This window comes from Bacillus sp. 95MFCvi2.1 (genome assembly GCF_000374965.1).
Classification (GTDB): Bacteria; Bacillota; Bacilli; order Bacillales; family Bacillaceae_G; genus Bacillus_A; species Bacillus_A pseudomycoides.
The window spans coordinates 183602-209453 of record NZ_KB895692.1 but is presented as its reverse complement, the minus strand read 5'-3'; the positions used below and the strand labels follow the sequence as shown (position 1 = coordinate 209453).

Below are 25852 nucleotides of genomic sequence, written 5' to 3'. Positions count from 1 at the left end.
AAGGGTTATCTCGCAAAGTCCCGAGTAGTGATGGGAATTTCAATTTATATAAGTACAAATTGAAAAAACGGCAGAAAACCTTTCTTTTTTTGATGAGAGAGAGCGACTGGCCATGCGTAGAAGCGGCCAGATCCTTTACCTGCTCCATGCCAAGTGGAAACAAAGAGAGGAAAAGAGTGCAGGTCATCTTTTGTTATTCATAGTAGCGATTTATATGTCGAAAAATCAAAATGGTTTTATATAACATGTTAAAAAAGCTTTCGATGTAAAATGGTCAAAGGCTTTTTTGATTATCCCGCTATTTACGGGCAGAAAAACCTCTTCCTCAAGATTCAGAGAGAAGCGAGAAAGATAGGTGAGGGTTTGAAGGATAAAGAAAAAACTCACGGATGGAAGTTTCATTTTATATAGGTAGTAATTTCATTCACCGTTCTACAAGAAGTATGGATGGAATGTTACAGTTTCTAATGGATTCTGTTGAAGAATAAAAGGAGATTCAGAAAAGGAAATGGAATTATAGTAAGGGTACATATAATTGAGAGGAGGCATATTCATGTCATTTAAGAACTATGAATATACACGCCCAAATACGGAAGAGTTGCAAGAAAAATTCACTGTAGCTTTAGAACAGTTTGAGAATGTAAAGACGATAGAAGAGCAAAAGCAAGTAATTGGTGTAATTAATGAGATTCGCAATGATTTTGGTACAATGGGAAATATTTGTTATATCCGCCATTCTGTTGATACAACGGATCCCTTTTATAAGGAAGAACAAGATTTTTTTGATGAGTATTCTCCGATTGTACAAGGCTATGTAACGAAATATTATAAAGCATTGATGAATTCTCCGTTTCGTGATGAACTGGAGGCTTATTATGGGAAACAATTATTTGCTTTAGCAGAATGTAATTCAAAAACATATTCAGATGAGGTTGTGAAAGATTTACAATTAGAAAATAAATTATCTTCGCAATATACACAACTTTTAGCGGCTGCAAAAATTGATTTTGAAGGAGAAGAGAGAACATTATCACAACTTGGACCTTTTATGCAACATACGGATAGAGATATGCGTAAAAGAGCAAGTGAAGCTTATTATGGTTTTTTAGAAGAGCATGAAGAAGAGTTAGACAGTATTTATGATGAACTTGTAAAAGTAAGAACGAAGATTGCGAAAACACTTGGTTTTAAAAACTTTGTTGAACTTGGATATGCAAGAATGTATCGCACAGATTATAATGCGGAAATGGTTGCCAATTATCGTAAACAAGTACTAGATTACATCGTTCCAGTTGCGACAGAATTACGAAAAAGGCAGCAAGCACGCATTGGTGTAGAAAAGCTTGCTTACTATGATGAGAATTTTGAATATGCAACAGGTAATCCGACTCCAAAGGGAGATGCAGAGTGGATTATTAATCATGGGAAGACAATGTATAAAGAATTATCAAAAGAAACAGATGAGTTCTTCAACTTTATGTTAGATAATGAATTATTAGATTTAGTTGCGAAAAAAGGAAAAGCTGGTGGCGGTTATTGTACATACATTGAAAATTATAAAGCTCCGTTTATTTTCTCGAACTTTAATGGAACATCAGGTGATATTGATGTGTTAACACACGAGGCAGGTCATGCGTTTCAAGTATATGAGAGTCGGAAGTTTGAAATTCCAGAGTACAATTGGCCAACGTACGAAGCGTGTGAAATTCATTCTATGAGTATGGAATTTTTCACGTGGCCATGGATGAAATTATTCTTTGAGGAAGATACGGATAAATATTATTTCTCTCATTTAAGTTCAGCACTTCTATTTTTACCATACGGTGTATCTGTTGATGAATATCAACATTATGTATATGAAAATCCGGAAGCATCTCCAGAGGATCGCAAAGCGGCATGGCGTAATATTGAGAGAAAGTACTTACCACATCGAGACTATGAAGACAATGATTATTTAGAACGTGGTGGTTTCTGGCAGCGTCAAGGGCATATTTATAGCTCACCTTTCTACTATATTGATTATACATTGGCTCAAATTTGCGCACTGCAATTTTGGAAGCGAGCAAGAGACAATAGACAAGAAGCGTGGGAAGACTATGTGAACCTTTGTCAAAAGGGTGGAAGTCAATCCTTCTTACAATTAGTAGAAATTGCGAATTTGACATCTCCATTTACAGATGGGTGTGTGCAAGGCGTAATCACTGAGATTCAAACGTGGTTACATGCAGTGGATGACACAAAATTGTAAAAATCAACCTTGTTTTTTTCACATTTTGTAATCGACACATTCATAAAACAATGAGATAATATAAGAAAATTCAGATTTATTCAAAGGTGTTTCTAAGTTGGAAACACCTTTTTTTACCAAAAAAGAGGGGGGAGAATTATGCTTCAATCTAATATGAATATTAGTTTGGAAACTTTGCTGCAATCGTTACAATCTACAAGAAACACACTATTATCAGAAATTGAGATGTTAAATGATACGGAAGTGAATGTAAAACCGCGCCGTGATAAATGGAGTATCATTCAAATTATGCATCATCTACACCTAATTGAACAATCTGTCACTTCATCCCTTGTGTATGCTTTACAGAAAAAAGACAAAAAAGTAGTTCCACTCAAAGATCTCCAACTTACTCTTGATCGAACATATAAACGAGAAGCACCTCAACAAATGCAACCAACAGAAACATTAATGAAAAGACAACAAGGAATTCAATTACTCGAACATTCACGCGCAGAATTATTGCATACGCTGCATAGTATTATAGACGAAAAAGAATTGTTCGAAAATTCGTTAAAACATCCTGTGTTTCAGGAGCTTAATCTATATCAATGGATTCAATTCCTTGATTTACATGAACAACGCCATCTTACACAGTTAAAAGAAGCAAAATATGCGATTTTGCAAAGGTAAAGAAAAATTCCCATTTACATGGGAACTATATTGAATAAATAAGAAGAAGCGAGGTAGTAATTATCTCGCTTCTTCTTATTTATCCCTGCTTTTCGAGGGTAGTAATATCCACTCCTTAAGATGCAGAAAAAGAAGATGGGTAGGGGATAAACCACTTATAAAATCCTAATTAATGAGGACTAATTATTAGTGGAGGATGAAGAAACTGGATTGATGCATATTTTTATCTTTTATTTTGGAATAATACATAAAGAGAACATAGAAGGAGTTGAAAGCATGTCACACAAAAAGAAAGAGCAAGAGCGTAGTTGGAAGGCACGAAAAGAAAATCAAAAACCGCATGGGAAAGTAAAGACTTTTGCGGAACTTGTTGATGAAACGGAAAAAACGTGATGATTCCATCACGTTTTTTGTATGAGTGGGAAAGTTAATAGAAAGGTTGTACCAATGTCTTTTTCACTTGAAATATCGATTTTTCCACCCATTGCTTTTACGATGCTGAATACGACCATCATCCCAAGTCCAGTGCCTTTTTCTTTCGTTGAATAGAAGGGAGAACCAAGACGTTTCAGTTGTTCTAGATCCATGCCAATACCAGTATCTTTTATGGCTAACTGTATCTGTGTATGACTCGGTATTAATGTGAGAATAAGATCTCCCCCTTTTGGCATGGCTTCAATACAATTTTTTAAAATGTTTAATAAGCATTGGTTAAATTTTTGTTTTTCTCCAGAAATACAAAAGATGTTGCTTTGCTTTGTGTAAGTTATACGAACATTTGTCAAATTAGCTAGTGGAGTAATGAGAGATACAGCACGAAGTAATTCATCTTCGATTTGTAATACTTGTTCTTTTTCTATACTTGGTTTTGCAAATGTTAGATAATCTGTGAGTACGTGATTTGCTTGTTCAATACCACGTATAGCAATTTCTGTATATAATTTTCGATCTTCTTCAGAGCATTCTTCGGATTGTAGGAGTTGTAAAAAACCTTTCGTTGAAGTTAAAGGATTACGAACTTCATGAGAGATAGAGGCAGCCATTTCTCCGATTAGGTGAAATTTTTCAGCGTTAATTAGTTCTTCTTGTAGGCGTATTTGTAATTGTAGTACGTTTAGTAAATAAAGAATAAGAATGGTACCAATGATGGTACATAATTCATACACAATAATATGAGGGAGGTAATATTCAGTGCTAGGAACTTCAGCAAGGAAAAAAGGAATCCAGCTAAATACGTATACAAAACTATATAAAATAGCAAGTACTACTTTTATATGATTGCTCCCTCTTTGAAAGAGTCTGTATGTGGCAAGGAGAATAATATATAAGCAAATGGAAGCTATAATAGATGGAAAAACTCCTATGCCTCCTAACAAAAAACGGTATATGTTTAATACAGCTAAAATCGATCCACCCGCAATAGGACCTCCTGTTAACGTACCGACAATTAATACAATATGACGCATATCAAATTGAAATCCATTATCCATCCTTGCTGCAAAAGAAATACAAAGAATTGTTGCAGCACTGCAAAATAATATAAATACGGTTGAATTTAACTTAGGTGAATGTTTCCCTTTTTGATTCCAAAATGAGTGATACATTAGCATCATAACGAGGATGGATAATATGTTTAAAAAGAGATAAATAATAAAGAGTTTCAGGTTTATCTCCTCCCTATTCTCATATGTATGGTGTTATATAAGTACAAATTGAAAAACCGACATAAAACCTTTCTTTTTAGGTGAGAGAGCATCCGGCCATGCATAGAAGCAGTCAGCGCCTCTTTCTGCCCCATGCAAAGTGAAAACAAAGAGAGAAAATAAGTAGCGGTCACCTTTTGTTCTTTATAGCAGCGACTTATATGTTGGGAAATCAAAATGGATTTATATAAGTATAATCATACTATTAAAATACAAGAAAATGAATCTTAAACTTACAAAAAAGACAGAAAAATCAGATGTTTTTCTGGATATGTGCAGTATGTTACAATATGTGTTGTTAATGAAAGAAGAAATTCCATGTATAACATGGGAGAGGTTCGCGAACTCCCTCTATAAAAAACTATGGAAACAACAATATCCTTAGGTATTGTTTTGTTTTTTTATTGTGACAGTTCAAGAACGTTCTTTCTTCTTATTCGTAGTAGAGAAGGAGAATGAGTGAGATGAAAAAAGAAAAAGCAGTTGTCGTTTTTAGTGGTGGCCAGGATAGTACAACATGTTTATTTTGGGCAATGCAGCAGTTCGCAGAAGTTGAAGCTGTGACATTTAATTATAATCAACGTCATAAGTTAGAAATCGACTGTGCAGCTGATATTGCGAAAGAGTTAGGAATTAAACATACAGTACTTGACATGAGCCTATTAAATCAACTTGCTCCAAATGCGTTAACGAGAACGGATATGGAGATTACACATGAAGAAGGTGAATTGCCATCAACATTTGTAGATGGACGAAATTTACTATTCTTATCATTTGCAGCTGTGCTAGCAAAACAAGTTGGAGCACGTCATATTGTAACGGGCGTATGTGAAACAGATTTTAGCGGTTACCCTGATTGTCGTGATGTATTTGTGAAATCGTTAAACGTTACTTTAAATTTATCTATGGATTATCCATTTGTTATTCATACACCACTTATGTGGATTGATAAAGCAGAAACATGGAAATTGTCAGACGAACTTGGCGCATTTGAGTTTGTTAGAGAAAAAACATTAACATGTTATAACGGAATAATCGGTGATGGCTGCGGTGAATGTCCAGCTTGTAAACTTCGTAAAGCAGGTTTAGATACGTATTTACAAGAACGCGAAGGAGCGAACGCATAATGGAACAGAATTTTTTTGGATTTCGCATTGTAGAAAATTTACAAAAAGTGGACAAGGACATTCAACGTGAACAACTGAAATATCATAATAAACGAGTGATGGTAAGTAAGGAATTTACATTTGATGCAGCGCATCATTTGCACTGTTATGAGGGGAAATGTAAAAATTTACATGGTCACACATACAAAGTTGTTTTTGGAATTAGTGGATATGTAAATGAGATTGGACTTGCTATTGACTTTGGAGATATAAAAGAAATTTGGAAAAATGAAATAGAAATTTATTTGGATCATCGTTATTTAAATGAAACATTACCAGCGATGAATACGACAGCTGAAAATATGGTCGTTTGGATATATGAGAAGATGGCAGAGGCACTTACAAAAGAAGACCGTGCAAATGAATATAAAGGAGCACGGGTTGAATTTGTTCGTCTATTTGAAACACCAACAAGTTATGCAGAAGTAAGACGGGAGTGGATGATCGGTGAGTAAAATTCCTGTTCTGGAAATTTTTGGGCCGACCATTCAAGGTGAAGGAATGGTTGTTGGACAAAAGACGATGTTCATTCGTACAGCAGGTTGTGACTATAGTTGCGCGTGGTGCGATTCGTCCTTTACATGGGATGGATCAGCGAAAGAACAAATTCGGCAAATGACTCCCGAAGAGATATGGAGTGAGCTTGTAGAAATTGGTGGAGAAAATTTTTCACATGTAACGATTTCAGGTGGGAATCCAGTGTTGTTGAAAAATATAGATGATTTTCTGTCTTTATTACAAGAAAAACAAATTCGCACCGCCATTGAGACGCAAGGAAGTAAATGGCAGGAATGGTTGCTTCATATTGACGAAATAACAATTTCGCCAAAGCCCCCAAGCTCACAGATGAAAACTGATTTTATTATGCTGGATTCTGTTATTGAAAGATTAGCAGGAAAAGATTTTAGCTTAAAAGTCGTTGTATTTGATGATCACGATTTTGAATATGCGATAAAAGTGCATGAGCGTTATCCGCATGTACCGTTTTTCTTACAAGTTGGAAATGATGATACGAAAACAGTGGATGATGCAATTCTTATTAGGAATTTACTACAAAAATATGAATGGCTCATTGAAAAAGCTGTTCATTGCAAAGAAATGAATGACGCAAAAGTATTACCTCAGCTTCACGCGTTAGTGTGGGGAAATAAACGAGGCGTATAAGGAATCGAATTGAAGGGATGTATGAAAAATGGCAGGAAGATTAGATGAAGATTTAAAAGATGTAACGTTACTTGGAAACCAAAATACAAAATATTTATTTGAATATAGCCCAAAAATTTTAGAGACATTTGATAATAATCATCCAAACCGTGATTATTTTGTAAAGTTCAACTGTCCTGAATTTACAAGCTTATGTCCAAAAACAGGACAACCAGATTTTGCAACGATCTATATTAGTTATATTCCAGAGCAAAAAATGGTAGAGAGTAAATCATTAAAATTGTATTTATTTAGTTTCCGTAACCATGGAGATTTTCATGAAGATTGTATGAATGTCATTATGAATGATTTAATCAAATTAATGGATCCACGTTATATTGAAGTGTGGGGGAAATTCACACCACGTGGTGGTATCTCGATTGATCCATATTGTAACTATGGTCGTCCTGGTACAAAATATGAAAAAATGGCAGAATATCGCATGATGAATCACGATTTATATCCTGAAACAATCGATAATCGTTAATGAAAAAGGATCTGTATGATACATGCAGATCCTTTTTTTTCTATTATATTACGCATGTTGATTGATAACTGTATAGTTTTTGTGATTTACAACTGTAAGAGGTTCCATATCTAGTTCTCTAAAATTCTCCATGATTGTTATATCGACAATAACGGAGTTTTTATTTACTTTTTGAACACGGCCTTGCATTCCACCTTTAAATTCGATAATATCTCCAGTTTCTGCGGTTTTCATAAGCAACTCTCCTTGTTACAGTTTTACCAAAAAAAGAACAATGTTGTTCTTTTTTATTTCCCTTTATTTTGAACTATATTCCCCTGTTTGTAAATGTTTCCATGAGAAAATTTCAAAAAATAGTCATTTTTCATAAGAAATGTATAAAGTATTTTTCTATTTTAGGAGAGGGAATTGATAAAAAAGTGCTTATATCAGTATATAGGGGTATAATAAACTGGGGGCGGTAAAAATGTTGTTTAAAATTGTTGGAAGTTTTATAATGATCCTTTTATTCTTATTTTCATATAAGCAATTAAAAATAATTCGTATCCATGAAACAGATGCATATTTTGATGGATTAGATGGTATGCATGCTTCTGTCACTCATGAGAGCGGTGCGGATATGTAAGGAAGTATGACTTTCTCTTTCTCCATGGTATGATGATAACAAGAAAAAGTGCATAATAATATAGGTGATGAGCGGTGAATGGAGAGTGGAGAAGATGCGAATTTCTTTTATTCGTCACGGTCGCTTGAACAATGTTACAGAATCAATGACAGTATCATCGTTCCACAAATGGATGGAGCGGTACGATTTAGACGGTATGGAAAAAAGTATGGACATACCAATTGAGACGGTTGAAGTAATCGAATCTGCGAAGCTTATTGTAACGAGTGATCAAAAACGTGCGGTACAGTCAGCAGCAGAATTAACGAATTCACTTTCTTTTATACAAAGCTCCCTTTTTCGAGAGGCAGAAGTACCATCTAGTTTCTTTGTTCCGAAATGGGTGAAGTGCAAACCGGAAGTATGGACATTTATTGGGCGTACATTATGGATGATTGGATATTCTAAAGGTGTTGAGTCTTATCGTGAAGTACAAGGAAGAGCGAAGCAAGCAGCTGATACATTAGTCGGATATGCGTTAGTACATGGGCAAATTGCGCTCATAGGGCATAGTTATTTTAATACGATGATTGGGGCTGAGCTACGTGCTAGAGGATGGTCTGGTCCGCCTATTTTTCATGGGAAGCCATGGAGTTGTACAGAATATACATTTCATGAAGCAATGAATGGAAATATATTGAATACGAATTTAACATAAAAGCACACGATTACAATAAAGAATCGTGTGCTTTTTTTTAAGAAACGAAAGCTTTTTTATATAGTGGTTTCACTAAATGAGCATATGGCTCTCCAACAAGCATAACCGTTTTATCCTCTTGGTAGCCAAGTTTTTTATATAAAGAGAAAGCTCGCTTGTTTTCTAAATTTACAAGTAATGCGATTTTCTCATAGCCTTTTTCATAGGCATCATTTTCTGCTGCTTTAATCAATCTTGAGCCGATCCCTCGTCCGCCATATGTGTTTGAAACGGATAATGTGTCAATATAATATTCATCGAGCTCAGCTTCTTTTTCTAGCGTAATAGATGAATCATGATGGATTTTTCGTAAGTGTTTTACAATGGGAGTATCTAGTTGTTTTGCATGGCTGCCATGATAGGCTACGATGATTCCAATTGCTTGTCCATCTTGTTCTTCAACGAAACAGTTCTCGTAGCTAAGTCGATTTTCTTTTTTTGAAAACCAAGTTTCAAGCCCTGTCAAGACTTCTGTTCCTGTTCTCCCACCTGTGATTTTTTCAGCAATTTCATGCAGAGCGTTATACAATAAAGGAGATATTGCCTTCGCATCTGTCTTTTTTGCTTTCCGAATCATATTATCCCTCCTAGTTGTCATTCTTATTGTAACATAAAATAAAGTTTCAACCAGTTATTCATCAATTTCTTGAATTTTATAGGATAAGCTTGAATATCGAATTGATTCAGTATAGATGAACCGTTATGGTAGTATATGATACTTGCTGTGAATGTAAGAAATTTAACATTGTCGACTTGTGAAAGATAGGATAAAATATTGCAGAGAGGTGAAATACATGGATAAACAATTAGCAAATACAATTTTAGATCAACTGAAAAATGGAGAGATAGAAGAGTATATTGTAACTAAGGATGTATTTTATACGTTTCGTGAGGTTGTAGTAAATCGAGAAGATTTTAAACATTTCAGTGGGAATGCACAGCACGGCGGGAAAATTATTTATACATATATAGAAACACCGCGTTCTTAATAGAAGGAAAAGGAGAGGAGAATTATGGGAGAATTTAAACAAGGTATTTTACCGCACTGGGACTACATGTGGAAAGATGGTACAGGAAAACGATTCGTAGGAATGGTTATGTTTCCTGAGAAACGTACAGAAGAAGTTATAGAAAAATTGAAAGTAGCATATGAGCAAGAAATTCACATTCGAGCAACTGTGAAATTTCAGCATATGAATCAATATGTAGAGGGAATGGTTGTATATTTTGATGAAGAAGCGCCAGTATTTACAATGCAAGATAAAGATGAAAATTTTCATCATTTATTTATAAAGGATATTTTACGTATTGAACATTGCGAATGAGCGGTGCTTTGTGTACAGTCTTTTTAAAATTCTCATCACACTAACGAATAAATTGGTGTGCCATAATAATTGTCCTTTTCATTACAATAATATGTTTTATTGTGTAACAAAAAAGAAAGTATATGTACTCGATTTAATAAATGTTTAATCCACAAGAGAGAGAATTCCTTACTTGTGTGATCTGAATAATGTGTAACCGGTTTCGAACAGATTATCTCGTGAATTCTGTTCTTTTTTATGTGATGCTGGAGAAATATATTTCTCCAGCATTTACTGTTTTTTGACAAAACATATTGATAACATTTTTGTAAATATGATTAAATTCGTTGACAACTTTTTCGAAAAGCACTTTATTGACATGAGTTTTAGAATGTTGTTTCATAGTCTTTGTATTGAAAAAAAGGACTTGTCATGTCGAAAAGTAAAAGTTAAAAAAAGAAAGAATTTATACATATATCTTGTGTCTTGTTTTGAAACGTAATACAATATATAGAGAAATCACGAAACGACATCTAGATATTAAAGAAAGAAGGGGAGGGTCGGAAATGTTAGTTGCATATGATTCTATGACAGGAAACGTGAAGCGTTTCATCCACAAATTAAATATGCCGGCCGTTCAAATTAATGACGATCTAGTATTAGACGAAGATTTTGTTCTTATTACGTATACAACAGGTTTTGGAAATGTGCCGGAACGTGTTTTAGAATTTTTAGAACGCAATAATGCAAATTTAAAAGGCGTATCTGCAAGTGGCAATCGCAACTGGGGAGATATGTTCGGAGCAAGTGCAGATAAAATCTCATCCAGATACGAAGTACCTATTGTATCAAAATTTGAGTTATCTGGAACAAATAAAGATGTAGAATATTTTAAAGAAAGGGTGCGGGAGATTGCGACACATTGAACTGAATAATGAAATCACGCAAATGCAAGACGGTTTCTACCAGCTTCATAAAGATAAAGAAGCATTAGAAGTCTTTATGGAAGAAGCGAGAGCGAATACCGTTCATTTTGATAGCGTGGCAGAGCGAATCGAGTATATGAACAAGCACGATTACTATTACAACGTTCTGGACGAGTATAAGTTGGAGGAAGTAGAGGAAGTATACAACGTTGCATACGGTGAAAACTTCGAGTTCCAATCTTATATGGCGGCATCTAAGTTTTATAAGGATTATGCATTAAAAACAAATAATCAAAAACAATACTTAGAAAGCTACGAAGATCGTGTATCAATTGTGTCATTATACTTAGGACGCGGTGATGTTAATAAAGCAAAACAATTTGCAAGCATGATTGTAAAACAAAACTACCAACCAGCGACACCAACCTTTTTGAATGCAGGAAGAAGCAGAAGAGGAGAAATGGTGTCTTGTTTCTTGTTAGAGATGGATGATAGCTTAAATTCGATTGGATTTAATATTAATACGGCGATGCAGCTATCAAAAATTGGTGGCGGAGTCGCTTTAAACCTTTCTAAGCTACGCGCACGCGGTGAGCAAATTAAAGGTATTGATAACGCAGCAAGCGGTGTTGTACCAGTTATGAAATTGCTTGAAGATTCGTTTTCATATGCGAATCAGTTGGGTTAACTTATGGCTCAACTATAAAACCGGGTCAATTGCTGGAACGCCTGAGTATATCTAGGTAGGATACTACGAAGAAATTACGTAGCGCCCCCTAAAAATCCAAGATTGCAGGAAATCAGCAGCCGAGCTCCTAAGTCTATTAGATAGGGAGAAGGTTCAACGACCAAGTGGCTATGTAGGTGACTATATAGCTCGAACCTGGCTTCTCAAACCAACCGAATTCAAAGGGTGTATCCAGTTATGGGGAGAAAAAAGAGCTTTATAACAAAAATATGTCCTATTTGTAAAAGTAAATATGAGGTTAATCAGAATAATAAAAGAGAGATGGAACGATCCAAAACGTGTGGAATATTAGAGTGTCGGAAGAAGCTTGCACTTATTAATACAAACTATAATTTAATATGTTTTGGATGTGGAAAATCATTTGTAGGAAAAAGGATAAATCAAAAGTTTTGTAGTAAGAAATGTCAAACTAAAAGATATAAATTAGTTTGTGTTATATGTGCGAGTGAATTTTATTCTGATAAAAGTGTAACAAAAACATGTTCGCATGAGTGTAGGTGGACATTGAATAGAAGTCAGCTTGTAAATTTAATATGTTCTTACTGTGAAAACCCTTTTTCTAGGCCAGCATATACTGTTAGAGATTCAAAAGTTTTTTGTTCAAAAAGTTGTAATAATAAATTTTTTGTGGAGCTGAATTACGGCACAACGAACAAGTATGGGAAAAACTGGTCCAGGATGCGAGAGTATATGTTTGAGTTTTATGATTTTCGTTGTCAAAGGTGTTTAGAAAAATATGATATAAATACACTAAGATTACATCACATTATTCCATTCCGTTTTTTTGAAAGCTTTAATCAAGCAAACCTTATAATGAATTTATTGCCACTTTGTGATTTATGTCATATTCATGTACATCAAAAATACGATGAGTGGTTAAACAAAGAATTTGGTGAGAAGAAGATATGGTCTGAACTCTATAGCGATATAGAGAGGATAGCAGAAATGACTATCCCCCATACGTTTTAAAGGTATGGAGTAACAATATGCAAAGAAAAGGTGCCGGAGCAGTATATTTAAACATTTTCCATTGGGATATTATAGAATTCCTCGATACAAAAAAAATAAATGCCGACGAGAAGAGCCGTATTCAGTCCCTATCAATCGGTATTATCGTTCCGAGTAAGTTCTTTGAGCTTGCAGAGAAAAACGAACCATTCCATGTTTTCGCACCTTATACAGTATATAAAGAGTACGGAAAACATTTAGATGATATAGATATTGATGAAATGTATGATGAACTGATGAGTAATCCGAATGTGAAGAAGAAGCCACTTGATATTAGTGCACGTGATATGCTCATTAAAATTGCTATGATTCAGCTTGAGTCTGGTTATCCATACTTAATGTTTAAATCAAATGCGAACAAACAACATCCGTTAAAGGATATTGGAACTGTGAAGATGTCAAACCTTTGTACGGAAATCTTCCAGTTACAAGAAACATCTGAAATTAATGACTATGGTACAGATGACATTATCCGCCGTGATATTAACTGTAACTTAGGATCATTAAACATTGTAAACGTAATGGAGAATAAAGAAATTCGTGAAGCAGTTCATGCAGGAATGGAAGCATTAACAGCTGTTTCTGATATGACTGTTATTCCAAACGCGCCGACTGTGAAAAAAGCAAATGATGAGCTTCATTCAGTTGGACTTGGTGCTATGAACTTACATGGATATTTAGCGAAGAATAAAATTGCTTATGAAAGTGCAGAAGCGAAAGAATTTGTTCGTACATTCTTTATGATGTTAAATTACTACTCCATTGAAAAGAGTATGGGTATTGCGAAAGAAAAGGGCGAAACATTTAAAGACTTCGATAAGTCGGATTATGCAAATGGCTCATACTTTGAAAAGTATGAAACAACAGACTATAGTCCTGTAACTGAGAAAGTACAGCAGTTATTTGAAGGAATCTATATTCCAACAAAAGAAGATTGGACAAGTCTAAAAGAGGAAGTACAGAAGCACGGTTTATACAACTCATATAGATTGGCTATCGCTCCGACACAATCGATCAGTTACGTGCAAAATGCAACTTCAAGCGTAATGCCGATCGTAAGTCAAATTGAGTCAAGAACGTATGCAAATGCGACAACATATTACCCAATGCCGTATTTATCAAAAGATACGTTCTGGTATTATAAATCTTCTTACGATATGAATCAGTTTAAACTAATTGATTTAATCGCAGAAATTCAAGAGCATATTGACCAAGGAATTAGTACAATTCTTTATGTAAATAGCGATATTTCTACGCGTGAATTAGCACGTTATTACATCTATGCACATAAAAAAGGTCTAAAGAGTTTGTATTATACAAGAACACGTAAGTTAAGCGTGGAAGAGTGCGTTGCTTGTACAGTTTGATGCAAACTATAATTGATTGATATACAAAATAAAGAGTAAGACATCATGAGCAGGGTTTTTCTGACCCTGCTCATGCTTAGTTATAAAATTTAAGACGTCTAACATGCGGTTAAGTTTTCATTACAAACTGAAAGCTTTACCGCATGTTAGAAAAGCTTATTGATAGAGAAGGGGCGATTCAATGCGCGCGGTAAACTGGAACAAAAAAGAAGACGATTTTAGTTTAATGTTTTGGAAGCAAAACATCGCTCAGTTTTGGACAGAAGAAGAAATTGCGGTATCTTCTGACAAAAATACTTGGGTGCAATTATCAAAAGAAGAGCAAATTGTGTATAAGCGTGTATTAGGTGGTTTAACACTTTTAGATACAAAGCAAGGCGGCGAAGGGATGCCACTTGTACTTGTTCATCTTGAGAATTTGCAAGCAAAAAGTGTATTAGCTTTTATGGGTGCTATGGAAGAAGTACATGCGAAGAGTTACAGTCATATCTTTACGACACTCGCAACGGAAGAAGAAATTGATGAGATCTTTGAATGGGTAGATAGCCATCCATTACTTGAGAAAAAAGCAGGTATTATTACAGGTTACTATCGTCGTTTATTGAAGCCACAAGTAACGAAAAAAGAATTATACATGGCTATGGTAGCAAGTGTATTCTTAGAAAGCTACTTATTCTATAGCGGATTTTTCTATCCGCTTTACTTAGCAGGACAAGGAAAATTAACAGCGAGTGGTGAAATTATTAACTTAATAATTCGTGACGAGTCAATTCACGGCGTATTCGTTGGTATTTTAGCACAGCAAATCTTCGCGGAATTTTCTGCAGAAGAACAACAAGAGGTGCAAAAAGAAACACAAGAGTTATTGATGGAACTGTATGAAATTGAAATGGCATATACAGAAGAAATTTATACATCCATTGGTCTTGTTGAAGATGTAAATCGCTTTGTTCGTTACAATGCGAATAAAGGGCTTATGAACTTAGGATTAGAACCACGCTTTGAGGAAGAAGAAATTAACCCAATCGTATTAAACGGTTTACGTACAGATACGAAAAACCATGATTTCTTCTCTGTAAAAGGGAATGGTTATGTAAAAGCAACAAATGTTGAAAAGTTATCAGACGATGATTTCGTATTCGATTTTTAATAGATAAGATTGAAAAAGCTGTCTTTCATATAAAGGCAGCTTTTTTGTTATGAATAGTTTACATAATGTTATTATCTCATGATAAGTTTTTATTCGCCGAATGATTAAAGTTTCACTTCATTTGTATTTATTGGTATGAGAGATTGAATAAGTTATGTCAAAATGAATAGAAAATTAACGAAGCAATTAGAAAAATAATCCCACCTGTAATTTCATTGGAGCATAAAAAAATATGGCTGTTTAGTAAATTTTTTAATAAAGACAATTTTGGCTTAAAAATTGCATGAATATTTAAAAAATAAAGAAAGGGGTTTTGTAATGCATTATATGACATATACGGTTCGTTGAAAGCGTTTTCTGTTTAGTTATCAATCTGTACATGAAAATTAGATAGAGAAAGTAGGAGGAATGATAGGTGGGAAAAGGAGTTGGGTTAAAACGTTCATTAGGACTTTGGTCAATTGTTATGCTAGGCATTGGGTATATGACACCAATGGTAGGATTTGATACATTTGGAATCGTTTCTGAAAAAACGGGTGGGCATGTTCCTGGAGCTTATCTTATTGCATTAGCAGGGATGTTATTTACAGCTGCAAGCTACGGAAAAATGGTAAAGGTTTTTCCTACTGCTGGATCTGCTTACACTTATACACAAAAGACAATTAGTGCAAGGCTTGGGTTTCTTGTTGGATGGTCAGCATTATTGGATTATTTGTTTTTACCAATGGTGAATGCACTATTAACAAGAATTTATATGTCGGCACTTTTTCCAAGTGTTCCAGATTGGGCATGGGTCATTGGTTTTGTTCTACTTATTACACTTATCAATATTATTAGTGTAAATGTTACTGCCAATTTCAACACGTTCTTAGTAACATTTCAAGTGCTAGTAATGGCTGTGTTTGTAGTTCTCGTTATAAAAGGATTGATAGCAGGAGAAGGAACTGGAGAAGTCTTTTCCATTCAGCCGTTTTTTCAATCAGATATACAAATATCACCGTTAGTTGCAGGGGCAACAATTCTTTGTTTTTCATTTTTAGGTTTTGATGCAGTAACTACATTTTCAGAAGAAACACCAAACGCAAAGAAGACGATTCCTCGAGCTATTTTTCTTACTGCTTTAATTGGCGGAATTTTATTCATTGTCACTACGTACTTTACACAATCCTTTTTTCCAGATGCATCCGTATTTAAAGATCAAGAATCAGCAGCTCCAGAAATTGCATTATACGTCGGAGGAAAATTATTTCAAACTTTCTTTTTAGTAGGAACATTTATGGGAACAATAGCATCAGGCTTAGCTTCTCATACAAGTGTATCGCGATTATTATACGTAATGGGGCGAGATAATGTAATTCCGCAGAAGATATTTGGATACATTCATCCTCGCTTGCGAACTCCAGTATATAACATTATTTTTGTGGGAATTATTGCGCTCTCTGCTATGTTTATTGATTTAGAAACAGCAGCATCTCTTATTAACTTCGGAGCGCTTATTGCATTTACATTTGTTAATTTATCTGTAATTGCCTACTATGTTATAAAGAAAAAAAGATATAAAACAACAAAAGATTTTTTAAATTTCTTAGTTATGCCTATTTTAGGTGCAGGTACAGTGGCTGTGTTATGGTTTAACCTCAATATTCATTCGCTTATTCTTGGACTTAGCTGGGCTGCCATTGGAATCGGTTATCTTTTATATATTACGAACATGTTTCGTTCAGCACCTCCGCAAATGCACTTTGAAGAAGTGCAGGAAATGTAAAATAATAAAAAACATCGGGATTTATCCGGTGTTTTTTATTTTGTAGAGGCTACAATTATGCAATAATGCATAAATCATTCAACTATTCATAAAGAACGTGAGACATTTTGTAAATAAGAGAAAGAGTTGAGGTTGAAACGATAATATAAACATTATATTTCCAGTTGGCACGATTATTGCTTTATAAAACTAGTAAAAATAAATAAATAAATGAGGTGTTATCGTGGCAATTCAATCAGAAAAAGAGGATGTAATACAATCTATTCAAGAAAAAGTTGAGTCGGAAAATGCTTTAGAGGAATTTCAAGCCATATTAAAAGAAGCACTCCATGTTTTGCATTATCCAGAGGAAGTATTCGAGTTTCTTAAGAAGCCGATGCGTTTTTTAGAAGTAAGTATTCCTGTTCGAATGGATGATGGAACAACAAAGGTATTTCAAGGATATCGTGCTCAGCATAATGATGCAGCAGGGCCAACAAAAGGTGGTATCAGGTTTCATCCAGATGTTACAGCAGAGGAAGTAAAAGCGTTAGCCGGATGGATGAGCTTAAAATGCGGAGTTACAGGACTTCCATATGGAGGAGCAAAGGGCGGAATTATTTGTGATCCGCAGAAGATGAGCTTTAGAGAATTAGAGTTACTTAGCCGTGGCTATGTAAGAGCAGTGAGCCAAATTGTTGGACCTACTAAAGATATTCCAGCTCCTGATATGTATACAAATGCTCAGATTATGGCTTGGATGCTGGATGAGTATGATCATATTAGGGAATTTGATTCTCCTGGTTTTATTACTGGAAAGCCGTTAATGCTAGGAGGATCACAAGGACGAGAAACAGCTACTTCTAAAGGGGTATTATACACGCTCCAATTAGTAAGTGAATTAAAACATATTCCAATTCAAAATATGCGGGTAATCATTCAAGGGTTTGGAAACGTTGGAAGTCATTTGGCAAAATATTTATATGATATTGGTGTGAAAGTAGTAGGAGTATCTGATGCTTTAGGTGGCATTTATAACTCAGACGGTCTAGATGTTCCTTATTTATTAGAGAATCGAGATTCTTTTGGTGTTGTATCGAACCTCTTTAGTAAAACAATCTCTAACCAAGAGTTGCTAGAAAAAGAATGTGATGTACTCATTCCAGCAGCAATTGGAGGAGTAATTACGAAACATAATGCAGAAAGACTTGGGTGTAAGATTATCATTGAGGCTGCAAATGGTCCGACAACGAAAGAGGCGATAACAATATTAGAAGAGAAAGATGTTTTAGTTGTTCCGGATATTTTAGCGAACTCTGGAGGTGTTATTGTTTCTTATTTTGAGTGGTGCCAAAATAACCAAGGATATTATTGGACAGAGCAATATGTAGATCAATGTTTAAAAGAAAAAATTACATCTAGCTTTTCTGATGTATTTAACACTTCAAAACGGTTTGGGGTAAATATGAAAATTGCTGCTTATATAGAAGGGGTTCGTAAAATTGTAGAAGCGTCGCGTCTAAGAGGATGGTTGCATTTTTAAGCTAAAGGGAGGAATCAAATGAAACTGGACATTTTATTAGAACAAATTGAAAAGCAACCAATAGGTTATTACTGTATTATGTCGAATCATCATCGCTATGATATAGCAGTCACGTATTCACAGCAATTTTTTGGAAAAGCAATGGTCACATCTATTCAAAATGGAAGAATGATTTTATTAAGTCAGGAAGATATCGAAGAAGAGCAATACTGGGCACCTAAGCTAGGAATTGAAATAGAAGATGTAGAAGATTTTCAAAGCTTTTTTCATATGATTCTCCAGTCACAAATGTTGGCAGAGCAATATTAATAGAATAAAGGAAGGGAATGATTTATTTTGTATTATGAAATAGTTACGAGTCCATGCTATGGAACAGTTGAAAAAGTTGCTATTGATAAGGACTCTCGAATTTATGAATGGGAACCACTGTTTGCGATTAAAAATATGAATGGCAAGTTGGAAGTAATTAAAATGGGATGTAGCGGAGAAGTACAATCTTTAGAAGTAGAGGCAGGAGATAAAGTAATCCCAGGGATGGTATTAGCGTATATTCAAGAAGATATTTTAATTAGTGGTAGTGATTAATTTTAGGGAGGAAGATGGAACTATCCATCTTCTTTTTTTATTAAAGTAAGTAAAAAGTATATATTATCAGATTAATTAAAAAAATCCGATTTTAATGATACAATACAAGTTAAGCAGTTTAAAGGAGGAGTAACAAAATGTTTTCCATTGCTCATGATAAAATTAGACCTATTGTTTCCATATCGATCGATCAATCTGAACAGGAATGGAATATAGACACTGAAAATATGAAAGAATCTTTTCTGTTTTTAAAAAGAGAAGATCAATTATCTGCATACGTCCATGTTAAGGAGCTGCTATCAAGAAGTGAGCGCTTAACGACTAAAATGTTACTTTCAAATGCTGTTTCATTAGATACAATATGTCATCTTAGCAAAAATATTTCCTTAACAGCTCTCTTTCAAATTATTGGGGCACCTATTGCCATAGTGAAAAATGAAAGAGGAGAGTTAATGGGATACATAAGAAGAGAAGATGTTTTTGCAGAACTATTTAAACAAGAAAATAAAAGTGTGGATCTACTGAAAATTATTTTAACTTCTATTCCAATGGGGATTTTTGTAGTAGACCGTGAAAAGAAAATTGTAAATTGTAATGAATCTGGTTTGAAGATGATTAAATCTACTCCTGAAAAAGTAATGAATGCACCAGCAGAACAGATTTTTAATGGGGAACATATTAACAATGTATTTGCAACAGGAAAAACGATTTTAAATCAATTACAAATAACAAATGAGATGGGAGTATTAGTTGACTACAGTCCTATACCAAGCTTCGATCAAAGAATCGAAGGAATGGTCATTATTGTGCAAGATTTACCGATGGTTGAGGATATGGCTATGGAAATTGAATATATAAAGGATTTAAATAAAGACTTACATGCAATTTTATCTAGCATTTATGATGAAATATTAGTAGTTAATCATAAAGGGGAATTAATCCGTTATAGTGAAACCGTTATCAATGATTTTTGGGGAAGAGATTTGAAGGATCTTTTAGGAAAAAATTTGTTAGACTTAGAGAAAAAAGGGTTATTTAGTCCATCAGTTACACGATTAGTGTTGGAACAACAAAAAAAGGTATCGATTGTACAAGAGACAAAAAAAGGTAGAAAGATATTAGCCGTTGGAAATCCTGTGTTTAATGAAAATGGAGAGCTTCATCGTATTATTATTGCCTCAAGAGATATTACAGAAGCAACGCGATTAAAGACGGAATTACATGAGATAAAAAAGATATCCGAACAATATAAGAAAGAGTTGGACAGTTTTAAAAATAAAGATCGCTTTCTTAAGAAACTTATTTATTGTAGTCCGAAAATGGAGCAAATTATTACTCAAGCAAAAAAAATAGCTGATTTTTCTTCAAATGTTCTTATTTCTGGAGAATCAGGTGTTGGGAAAGAAGTGATTGCACAAGCGATTCATCAACTTGGAAACAGATCTTCAAAGCCATTTTTAAAATTAAATTGCGGTGCGATTCCAGAGACATTGTTAGAAAGTGAACTGTTCGGCTATACGAAAGGTGCTTTTACTGGTGCTGATAAAAATGGAAAAGAAGGGTATTTTAAGCGGGCGGATCAAGGAATTTTATTTTTGGATGAGATTGGAGAAATGCCTTTACATCTGCAAGTAAAATTACTCAGAGTATTGCAAGAACAAGAGGTAATTCCAATTGGAAGCACAATACCTACGAAAATCAATGTTCAAATTATTGCCGCGACGAATAAACGTCTTGAAAAAATGGTGGAAGCGGGCACGTTCCGGGAAGATCTATTTTATCGCTTAAATGTCATCCCACTGCAAGTTCCACCGCTTAGAGAACGAATGGAAGATGTTCCACTACTCGCGTTTCATTTTTTACAAGAGTTAAATGAAAAATATAATAAAAACTATCATTTAACTCCTGATGCACTAAATTTACTAGAGTTTTATTCATGGCCAGGAAATGTAAGAGAATTACAGAATATGATTGAACGTTTAGTAGTATCGGCAGATGATTCAGTCATTGATGCTGAATTTGTTAGTAAATTCCTTAATCCTGGATATGATTTTAAAAAATCAAAGCCAGTGATTACAAGAGTTTTGCCACTACAAGAAGCATTGCATTCTGTAGAAGAACAATTAATTTTACTTGCAATGAAGCAGTATAAAACGACAACAAAGGCAGCAAAGGCTCTTGGGATAAGCCAGTCTTCTGTTAGTCGTAAATATCAAAAAATCATGAATGAAAAGGAAATAGCAATTGATACAATTTCGTATTTTTAAAGGAGAAAGGGGGGAGTCTACATAGACTGCCCCTTCTCTTTGTTGTAATTATGCAAAATGTAATAATCTATGCAAAAATGCATAACTTTGTATAGGTTATTTAAGGAAATCGTCAGTTTTTGTATGATTGCTTCGTATTTCAAGTGTTGGCACAATTATTGCTTATATAATATATGAATGATTGACAAAGGGGGCTATATACAGTGCTAGATTTAAAAATGTATCTAAACGGTGAATGGAGAGATTCTAGTAATCAAGAGAAAAGACCGATTATTAACCCTGCGAATGGCAAGGTTATCGCATATGCACCTGAAGGAACGATCGAGGATGCGAAATACGCGATTGAAGTGGCAAGAGCTACTTTTGATAGCGGAATTTGGTCAGAAACTTCTGCTGCGGAAAGAGCATCTTATTTATTTAAAATAGCAGATGAAATTGATAAAAATTTGAAAGAACTTGCGCGTCTTGAAACAATGGATAATGGAAAAACATATCGAGAGGCAGAAGGAGATATTGGAGATGCGGCAGCTTGTTTCCGCTATTATGCTGGGTTGATTACAAAGCCAGACGGACAAACGTATCATGTAGCTGATCCGATGCAAGCTATGGTAGTGAGAGAGCCAGTTGGTGTTTGTGGTTTAATAGTTCCTTGGAATTATCCGTTACTAATGAGTGTTTGGAAAATTGCACCTGCTTTAGCAGCTGGAAACACAATTGTATTTAAGCCTTCTGAGGTTACACCAATCACTGCAATGAAATTATTCGAAATAATGGAAAAAGTAGAATTGCCAAAAGGTGTTGCCAATATGGTAATGGGCGCCGGGCCAATAGTAGGAAATGAGATTGCAGCAAGTAATAAAGTTGATATGATCTCCTTTACGGGCGGAACAAAAACAGGAAAGCACATTATGAGAACAGCGGCAGATAATATGAAAAAGATTTCGCTAGAACTAGGCGGGAAATCTCCAAATATTATTTTTGCAGATGCAGATTTTGAAACAGCTGTTGATTATGCTCTGTTTGGTATTTATGCAGGTGCTGGACAAGTATGTTCAGCAGGATCAAGAATTCTTGTAGAAGAAAGCGTTTACGATAGATTTGTTAATCGTTTCGTAGAACGAGCAAAGCAAATTAATGTTGGACCTGGTGATAACCCAGAATCAGAGATGGGGCCACTTGTAAGTCAGGAGCATATGGAAAAAGTATTACGCTATATAGAGATTGGAAAAGATGAAGGAGCAGAAATTGTTTGCGGAGGAAAGCGTATACTGGCGGATGGGAAAGGTGATGGCTTCTTTATTGAACCAACGGTCTTTGTCAATGTAAAACCTGATATGCGTATTGTGCAGGAAGAAATTTTTGGTCCTGTTGTAGTAATCCAAAAATTTAAAGATGAACAGGAAGCAATTGAACTAGCAAACGGTACAGATTACGGCTTAGCTGGAGGTGTATTTACAGTTGATGGTGCTAAAGCGATGCGTGTAATCCGCAAGCTTCGTGCAGGAATTACGTGGATTAATAGTTACCACCCAACATACAACGAGGCGCCTTGGGGCGGATATAAACAAAGTGGTATCGGTCGTAGCTTAGGAACGTTTGGTTTAGAGGAATTCCAAGAAATTAAGCAGATTAATATAAATCTAGAAGTAGAACCAATTGGTTGGTTTGCAAATAAAAAGACTGTAGAGGTGAAATAGATGGAAACGAATGTGAAAAGTAAATCTAATGAACAAGATGTGAAGAATACGAGTGTAAATGATTATATTACAAAAGTACTGCAACTAATTGAAAAAGAGAAAGTTTCTGCAGAAGAGGCGAACTGGATCCAAAAAGAAACAGTAGATGGATTTAGAGAACACGTAAATCCTGGCTTCCTCGCATATAGAAAAACAGTAACAAAAGATGGGCAATTTGCAGCAGTAGAATGGTCTGATGAAGGATCTTGCTTCATGGATATCAATGGAAAAAAATATATTGATTGTTTAGGTGGATTCGGGATTTATAATGTTGGACACCGTAATCCGAAAGTTGTAAAAGCTGTAACGGATCAATTAAAGCGTCAAGCACTGCATAGTCAGGATTTACTAGATCCACTTCGTGCGATTCTTGCAAAAATTTTAGCGGATATTACACCTGGTGATTTGAAATATGCTTTCTTTACAAATAGTGGGACGGAAAGTGTGGAGGCAGCATTAAAACTAGCAAAAATGTACAGTGAACGAACAACTTTTATTTCCACAACACGTGCTTTCCACGGTAAGAGTCTTGGTTCTTTATCTGGAACAGCAAAAGGAATGTTCCGTAAACCATTCTTACCATTAATTCCAGGCTTCCGTCACGTCCCATTTGGTGATATTGATATGATGAGAAAAACATTTGAAACATGCGCTTTAGTTGGAGAAGATGTTGCAGCTGTTATTTTAGAACCAATCCAAGGAGAGGGCGGTATTATTTTACCTCCAGAAAATTATTTGAAACAAGTGAGAGAGCTTTGTGATGAATTCGGATCACTACTTATTTTTGATGAAGTACAAACAGGAATGGGACGCACTGGGAAAATGTTTGCTGCAGAATTATATGATGTTGTACCGGATATTATTTGTCTTGCAAAGGCATTTGGCGGGGGCGTAATGCCAGCGGGTGCAATTGTTGCTAAAGAAAAAGTATTCAAAAGCTGGTTTGAAAATCCATTCATGCATACAACAACGTTTGGTGGAAATCCACTTGCATGTGCTGCTGCAATTGCAACAATCCATGTATTATTGGAAGATAAATTACCAGAACGAGCTGCGGAAGTTGGGGAGTATTTCTTAAAAGGGTTGAAAAAGGCAGCGGAAGGACATGAAGACAAAGTATTTGAAATCCGTGGCCAAGGTTTAATGATTGGGATTGAATTCCATAAGGATGAAATTGGTTATGAAGTATCGAAGGCGATGTTTGATCAAGGAATTCTTGTTGCAGGAACGTTAATTAATTCGAAAACAATTCGTATTGAGCCATCGCTTACAATTAGTTATGAAGAAGTAGATACAGTAATCAATGCATTTAAATCAGTGTTGGCACAAGTAAAAGTACAATAATTTTTTACACAATAGCTTGTAAATACAAACCAGTAAAACCAACATGTCTCCTTTTTTTCTCATTGGTTTTGCTGGTTTTTACTATAGGAGGAGAAGGAGTTGGAGGGAGCACTACAAGGGATTACAATTATTGATTTATCTCGGGTTCTTGCCGGTCCTTTTTGTACAATGATTCTCGGTGATTTAGGAGCTGAGGTAATTAAAGTTGAGAATATAGGAAATGGTGATGATACAAGAGGATGGGGACCGCCTTTTGTAGAAGGAGAAAGTGCTTATTTTCTTTGTGCGAATCGCAATAAAGAGTCGCTTACATTAAATTTAAAATCAGAAATGGGAAAGGATATTTTGAAAAAGCTTGTTTCTCATGCTGATATCGTTGTGCAAAATTTCAAGCCTGGGACACTTGAAAGAATGGGACTTGGTTATGATGTGTTACAAGAAGTGAAGGGAGACATTATTCTAGCTTCTATTAGTGGGTTTGGTCAAAAGGGTCCTGCTTCACATCTTCCTGGCTATGATTATATGATTCAAGCAATGAGTGGGCTTATGAGTATAACAGGAGGAAAGGATGAAGAGCCTGCAAAAGTAGGGGTTGCAATTTCAGATGTTCTCACAGGTCTTTTTACGTGTATCGGGATTTTAGCGGCTCTGCAGCACCGAAATAGAACGGGAGAAGGGCAAGAAATTGATATTTCTTTATTTGATTCCCAATTAGCAGCATTAGTAAATGTAGCGAGCAATTATTTATGTACAGGTGAATTACCAGAGAGACTTGGCAATCAGCATCCGAATATTGTTCCGTATCAAGTATTTGAAGCGGAAGATGGTGATCTTGTTGTTGCGGTCGGAAACGATGAGCAGTTTCATAAGTTTTGTTTGTTGCTAGGTAGACAAGATTTATCCAGCTTAGAACGTTATAAAACAAATGCAAGTCGCCTTCAGCATAAAGATGAGCTCGTCAATATGATTGCTATTGAAATGAAGAAGAAAAAGAAAGAGGAATGGAAACAACTTTTGGATGAAGCAGGAATTCCAAATGGACCAATTCTTAATGTGAAAGAAGCGCTAGAAACAGAGCAAGCCGTGGCGAGAGATATGACGGTTCATATGAAACATCCAACAATTGAAAATCTTAAACTTGTAGGTTCACCATTAAAGCTTTCAAGGACGCCAGTACAGATGCAAAAATATCCACCACTCCACGGGGAACATACAGAAAAGATTTTGCGAAAATTAGGGTATTCTCAGGAAATCATTACGAGAATGACAAAAAATCAATGGATATAAGGA

General features: G+C 35.1%; 26 protein-coding genes, 1 pseudogene and 1 riboswitch. Of the genes and pseudogenes, 24 read left to right on the top strand and 3 right to left on the bottom strand.

The annotated features are described in order from the left end of the window. Window positions 1–553 precede the first annotated feature (553 nt). The 3 genes from C568_RS0106675 to C568_RS35200 all read left to right on the top strand — a co-directional run bounded on the left by C568_RS0106675 (window position 554) and on the right by C568_RS35200 (window position 3313). On the top strand, window positions 554–2248 hold the full coding sequence (locus C568_RS0106675; RefSeq protein WP_003196081.1) for a M3 family oligoendopeptidase: 1695 nt from the start codon (window positions 554–556) through the stop codon (window positions 2246–2248). A 138-nt stretch (window positions 2249–2386) separates the two neighbouring features. Next, window positions 2387–2920, top strand: coding sequence for a DinB family protein (locus C568_RS0106670; RefSeq protein WP_006094103.1), 534 nt, complete (start codon window positions 2387–2389; stop codon window positions 2918–2920). A 276-nt stretch (window positions 2921–3196) separates the two neighbouring features. Continuing rightward, window positions 3197–3313, top strand: a complete 117-nt coding sequence (locus C568_RS35200; protein ID WP_000018497.1) for a DUF6254 family protein — start codon at window positions 3197–3199, stop codon at window positions 3311–3313. An 8-nt stretch (window positions 3314–3321) separates the two neighbouring features. Here the strand turns inward: C568_RS35200 and C568_RS0106660 are convergent, their stop codons facing one another. After that, a complete protein-coding gene (locus C568_RS0106660) occupies window positions 3322–4530 on the bottom strand; it encodes an ATP-binding protein (protein ID WP_026008420.1) in 1209 nt (402 codons plus the stop codon). A 420-nt stretch (window positions 4531–4950) separates the two neighbouring features. After that, window positions 4951–4994, top strand: a riboswitch (PreQ1 riboswitch). 93 nt (window positions 4995–5087) lie between these two features. On the opposite strand from C568_RS0106660, the gene queC reads away from it, so the two are divergent. The 4 genes from queC to queF are packed head-to-tail and all read left to right on the top strand — an operon-like array spanning window position 5088 to window position 7479. After that, window positions 5088–5750 (top strand): 7-cyano-7-deazaguanine synthase QueC, encoded by a 663-nt coding sequence (queC, locus tag C568_RS0106655; protein WP_018764167.1) that lies wholly within the window; start codon window positions 5088–5090, stop codon window positions 5748–5750. Beyond that, window positions 5750–6244 carry a 6-carboxytetrahydropterin synthase QueD gene (queD, locus tag C568_RS0106650; protein ID WP_003196086.1) on the top strand — a complete coding sequence of 165 codons (495 nt, stop codon included), beginning with the start codon at window positions 5750–5752 and terminating at the stop codon, window positions 6242–6244. Before queC ends, queD begins: the two co-directional genes overlap by 1 nt. Continuing rightward, window positions 6237–6953, top strand: coding sequence for a 7-carboxy-7-deazaguanine synthase QueE (queE, locus tag C568_RS0106645; RefSeq protein ID WP_018764168.1), 717 nt, complete (start codon window positions 6237–6239; stop codon window positions 6951–6953). The genes queD and queE overlap by 8 nt, the downstream gene beginning before the upstream one ends. Window positions 6954–6981: 28 nt before the next feature. After that, a complete protein-coding gene (gene queF / locus C568_RS0106640; RefSeq protein ID WP_003196088.1) occupies window positions 6982–7479 on the top strand; it encodes a preQ(1) synthase in 498 nt (165 codons plus the stop codon). Between the two features lie 48 nt (window positions 7480–7527). Here queF and C568_RS0106635 read toward each other — a convergent pair whose 3' ends face one another. Continuing rightward, window positions 7528–7713 (bottom strand): YkvS family protein, encoded by a 186-nt coding sequence (locus C568_RS0106635; protein ID WP_003196089.1) that lies wholly within the window; start codon window positions 7711–7713, stop codon window positions 7528–7530. 232 nt (window positions 7714–7945) lie between these two features. On the opposite strand from C568_RS0106635, the gene C568_RS34635 reads away from it, so the two are divergent. Beyond that, window positions 7946–8104 (top strand): hypothetical protein, encoded by a 159-nt coding sequence (locus tag C568_RS34635; RefSeq protein ID WP_018781050.1) that lies wholly within the window; start codon window positions 7946–7948, stop codon window positions 8102–8104. Window positions 8105–8198: 94 nt separating this feature from the next. Continuing rightward, the gene (locus C568_RS0106625) at window positions 8199–8801 is read left to right on the top strand and encodes a histidine phosphatase family protein (protein WP_018781049.1); all 603 of its coding nucleotides are present in this window, start codon (window positions 8199–8201) and stop codon (window positions 8799–8801) included. Between the two features lie 37 nt (window positions 8802–8838). On the opposite strand, the gene C568_RS0106620 is transcribed toward C568_RS0106625, so the two are convergent. Beyond that, a complete protein-coding gene (locus C568_RS0106620) occupies window positions 8839–9417 on the bottom strand; it encodes a GNAT family N-acetyltransferase (protein WP_018781048.1) in 579 nt (192 codons plus the stop codon). A 217-nt stretch (window positions 9418–9634) separates the two neighbouring features. Here C568_RS0106620 and C568_RS0106615 point away from each other — a divergent pair, with 217 nt between their 5' ends. The 15 genes and pseudogenes from C568_RS0106615 to C568_RS0106550 all read left to right on the top strand — a co-directional run bounded on the left by C568_RS0106615 (window position 9635) and on the right by C568_RS0106550 (window position 25849). After that, on the top strand, window positions 9635–9829 hold the full coding sequence (locus C568_RS0106615) for a hypothetical protein (RefSeq protein ID WP_003196093.1): 195 nt from the start codon (window positions 9635–9637) through the stop codon (window positions 9827–9829). Between the two features lie 24 nt (window positions 9830–9853). Continuing rightward, entirely contained in the window at window positions 9854–10165 is a 312-nt protein-coding gene (locus tag C568_RS0106610) for a hypothetical protein (protein ID WP_003196094.1), read from the top strand. 545 nt (window positions 10166–10710) lie between these two features. Then, a complete protein-coding gene (nrdI, locus tag C568_RS0106605) occupies window positions 10711–11070 on the top strand; it encodes a class Ib ribonucleoside-diphosphate reductase assembly flavoprotein NrdI (RefSeq protein ID WP_006094109.1) in 360 nt (119 codons plus the stop codon). After that, window positions 11057–11755, top strand: a pseudogene (locus tag C568_RS0106600) (ribonucleotide reductase N-terminal alpha domain-containing protein); the annotation flags it as partial. The gene nrdI and the pseudogene C568_RS0106600, both read left to right, overlap by 14 nt. A gap of 240 nt (window positions 11756–11995) precedes the next feature. Next, window positions 11996–12787 carry an HNH endonuclease gene (locus C568_RS34630; RefSeq protein ID WP_018781047.1) on the top strand — a complete coding sequence of 264 codons (792 nt, stop codon included), beginning with the start codon at window positions 11996–11998 and terminating at the stop codon, window positions 12785–12787. A gap of 17 nt (window positions 12788–12804) precedes the next feature. Beyond that, window positions 12805–14193 (top strand): ribonucleoside-diphosphate reductase subunit alpha, encoded by a 1389-nt coding sequence (locus tag C568_RS31735; protein WP_018781046.1) that lies wholly within the window; start codon window positions 12805–12807, stop codon window positions 14191–14193. Window positions 14194–14374: 181 nt separating this feature from the next. Continuing rightward, the gene (nrdF, locus tag C568_RS0106590; protein WP_003196100.1) at window positions 14375–15343 is read left to right on the top strand and encodes a class 1b ribonucleoside-diphosphate reductase subunit beta; all 969 of its coding nucleotides are present in this window, start codon (window positions 14375–14377) and stop codon (window positions 15341–15343) included. Between the two features lie 415 nt (window positions 15344–15758). Continuing rightward, entirely contained in the window at window positions 15759–17108 is a 1350-nt protein-coding gene (locus C568_RS0106585) for an APC family permease (RefSeq protein ID WP_018781045.1), read from the top strand. Window positions 17109–17331: 223 nt separating this feature from the next. Then, window positions 17332–18630, top strand: coding sequence for a Glu/Leu/Phe/Val family dehydrogenase (locus C568_RS0106580; RefSeq protein WP_006094111.1), 1299 nt, complete (start codon window positions 17332–17334; stop codon window positions 18628–18630). Between the two features lie 18 nt (window positions 18631–18648). Continuing rightward, complete coding sequence (locus C568_RS0106575; protein WP_006094112.1) at window positions 18649–18939, top strand: SAV0927 family protein; 291 nt, start codon at window positions 18649–18651, stop codon at window positions 18937–18939. 27 nt (window positions 18940–18966) lie between these two features. Next, entirely contained in the window at window positions 18967–19215 is a 249-nt protein-coding gene (locus C568_RS0106570) for a hypothetical protein (protein ID WP_003196104.1), read from the top strand. Window positions 19216–19352: 137 nt separating this feature from the next. Continuing rightward, entirely contained in the window at window positions 19353–21482 is a 2130-nt protein-coding gene (locus C568_RS0106565; RefSeq protein WP_018781044.1) for a sigma 54-interacting transcriptional regulator, read from the top strand. Window positions 21483–21685: 203 nt separating this feature from the next. Next, entirely contained in the window at window positions 21686–23179 is a 1494-nt protein-coding gene (locus C568_RS0106560) for an aldehyde dehydrogenase family protein (RefSeq protein WP_018781043.1), read from the top strand. Next, window positions 23180–24562: a putrescine aminotransferase gene (locus C568_RS0106555; protein WP_003196107.1), complete on the top strand. Its 1383-nt coding sequence runs from the start codon at window positions 23180–23182 to the stop codon at window positions 24560–24562. A gap of 99 nt (window positions 24563–24661) precedes the next feature. Then, entirely contained in the window at window positions 24662–25849 is a 1188-nt protein-coding gene (locus C568_RS0106550) for a CaiB/BaiF CoA transferase family protein (RefSeq protein WP_006094115.1), read from the top strand. Window positions 25850–25852 lie beyond the last annotated feature (3 nt).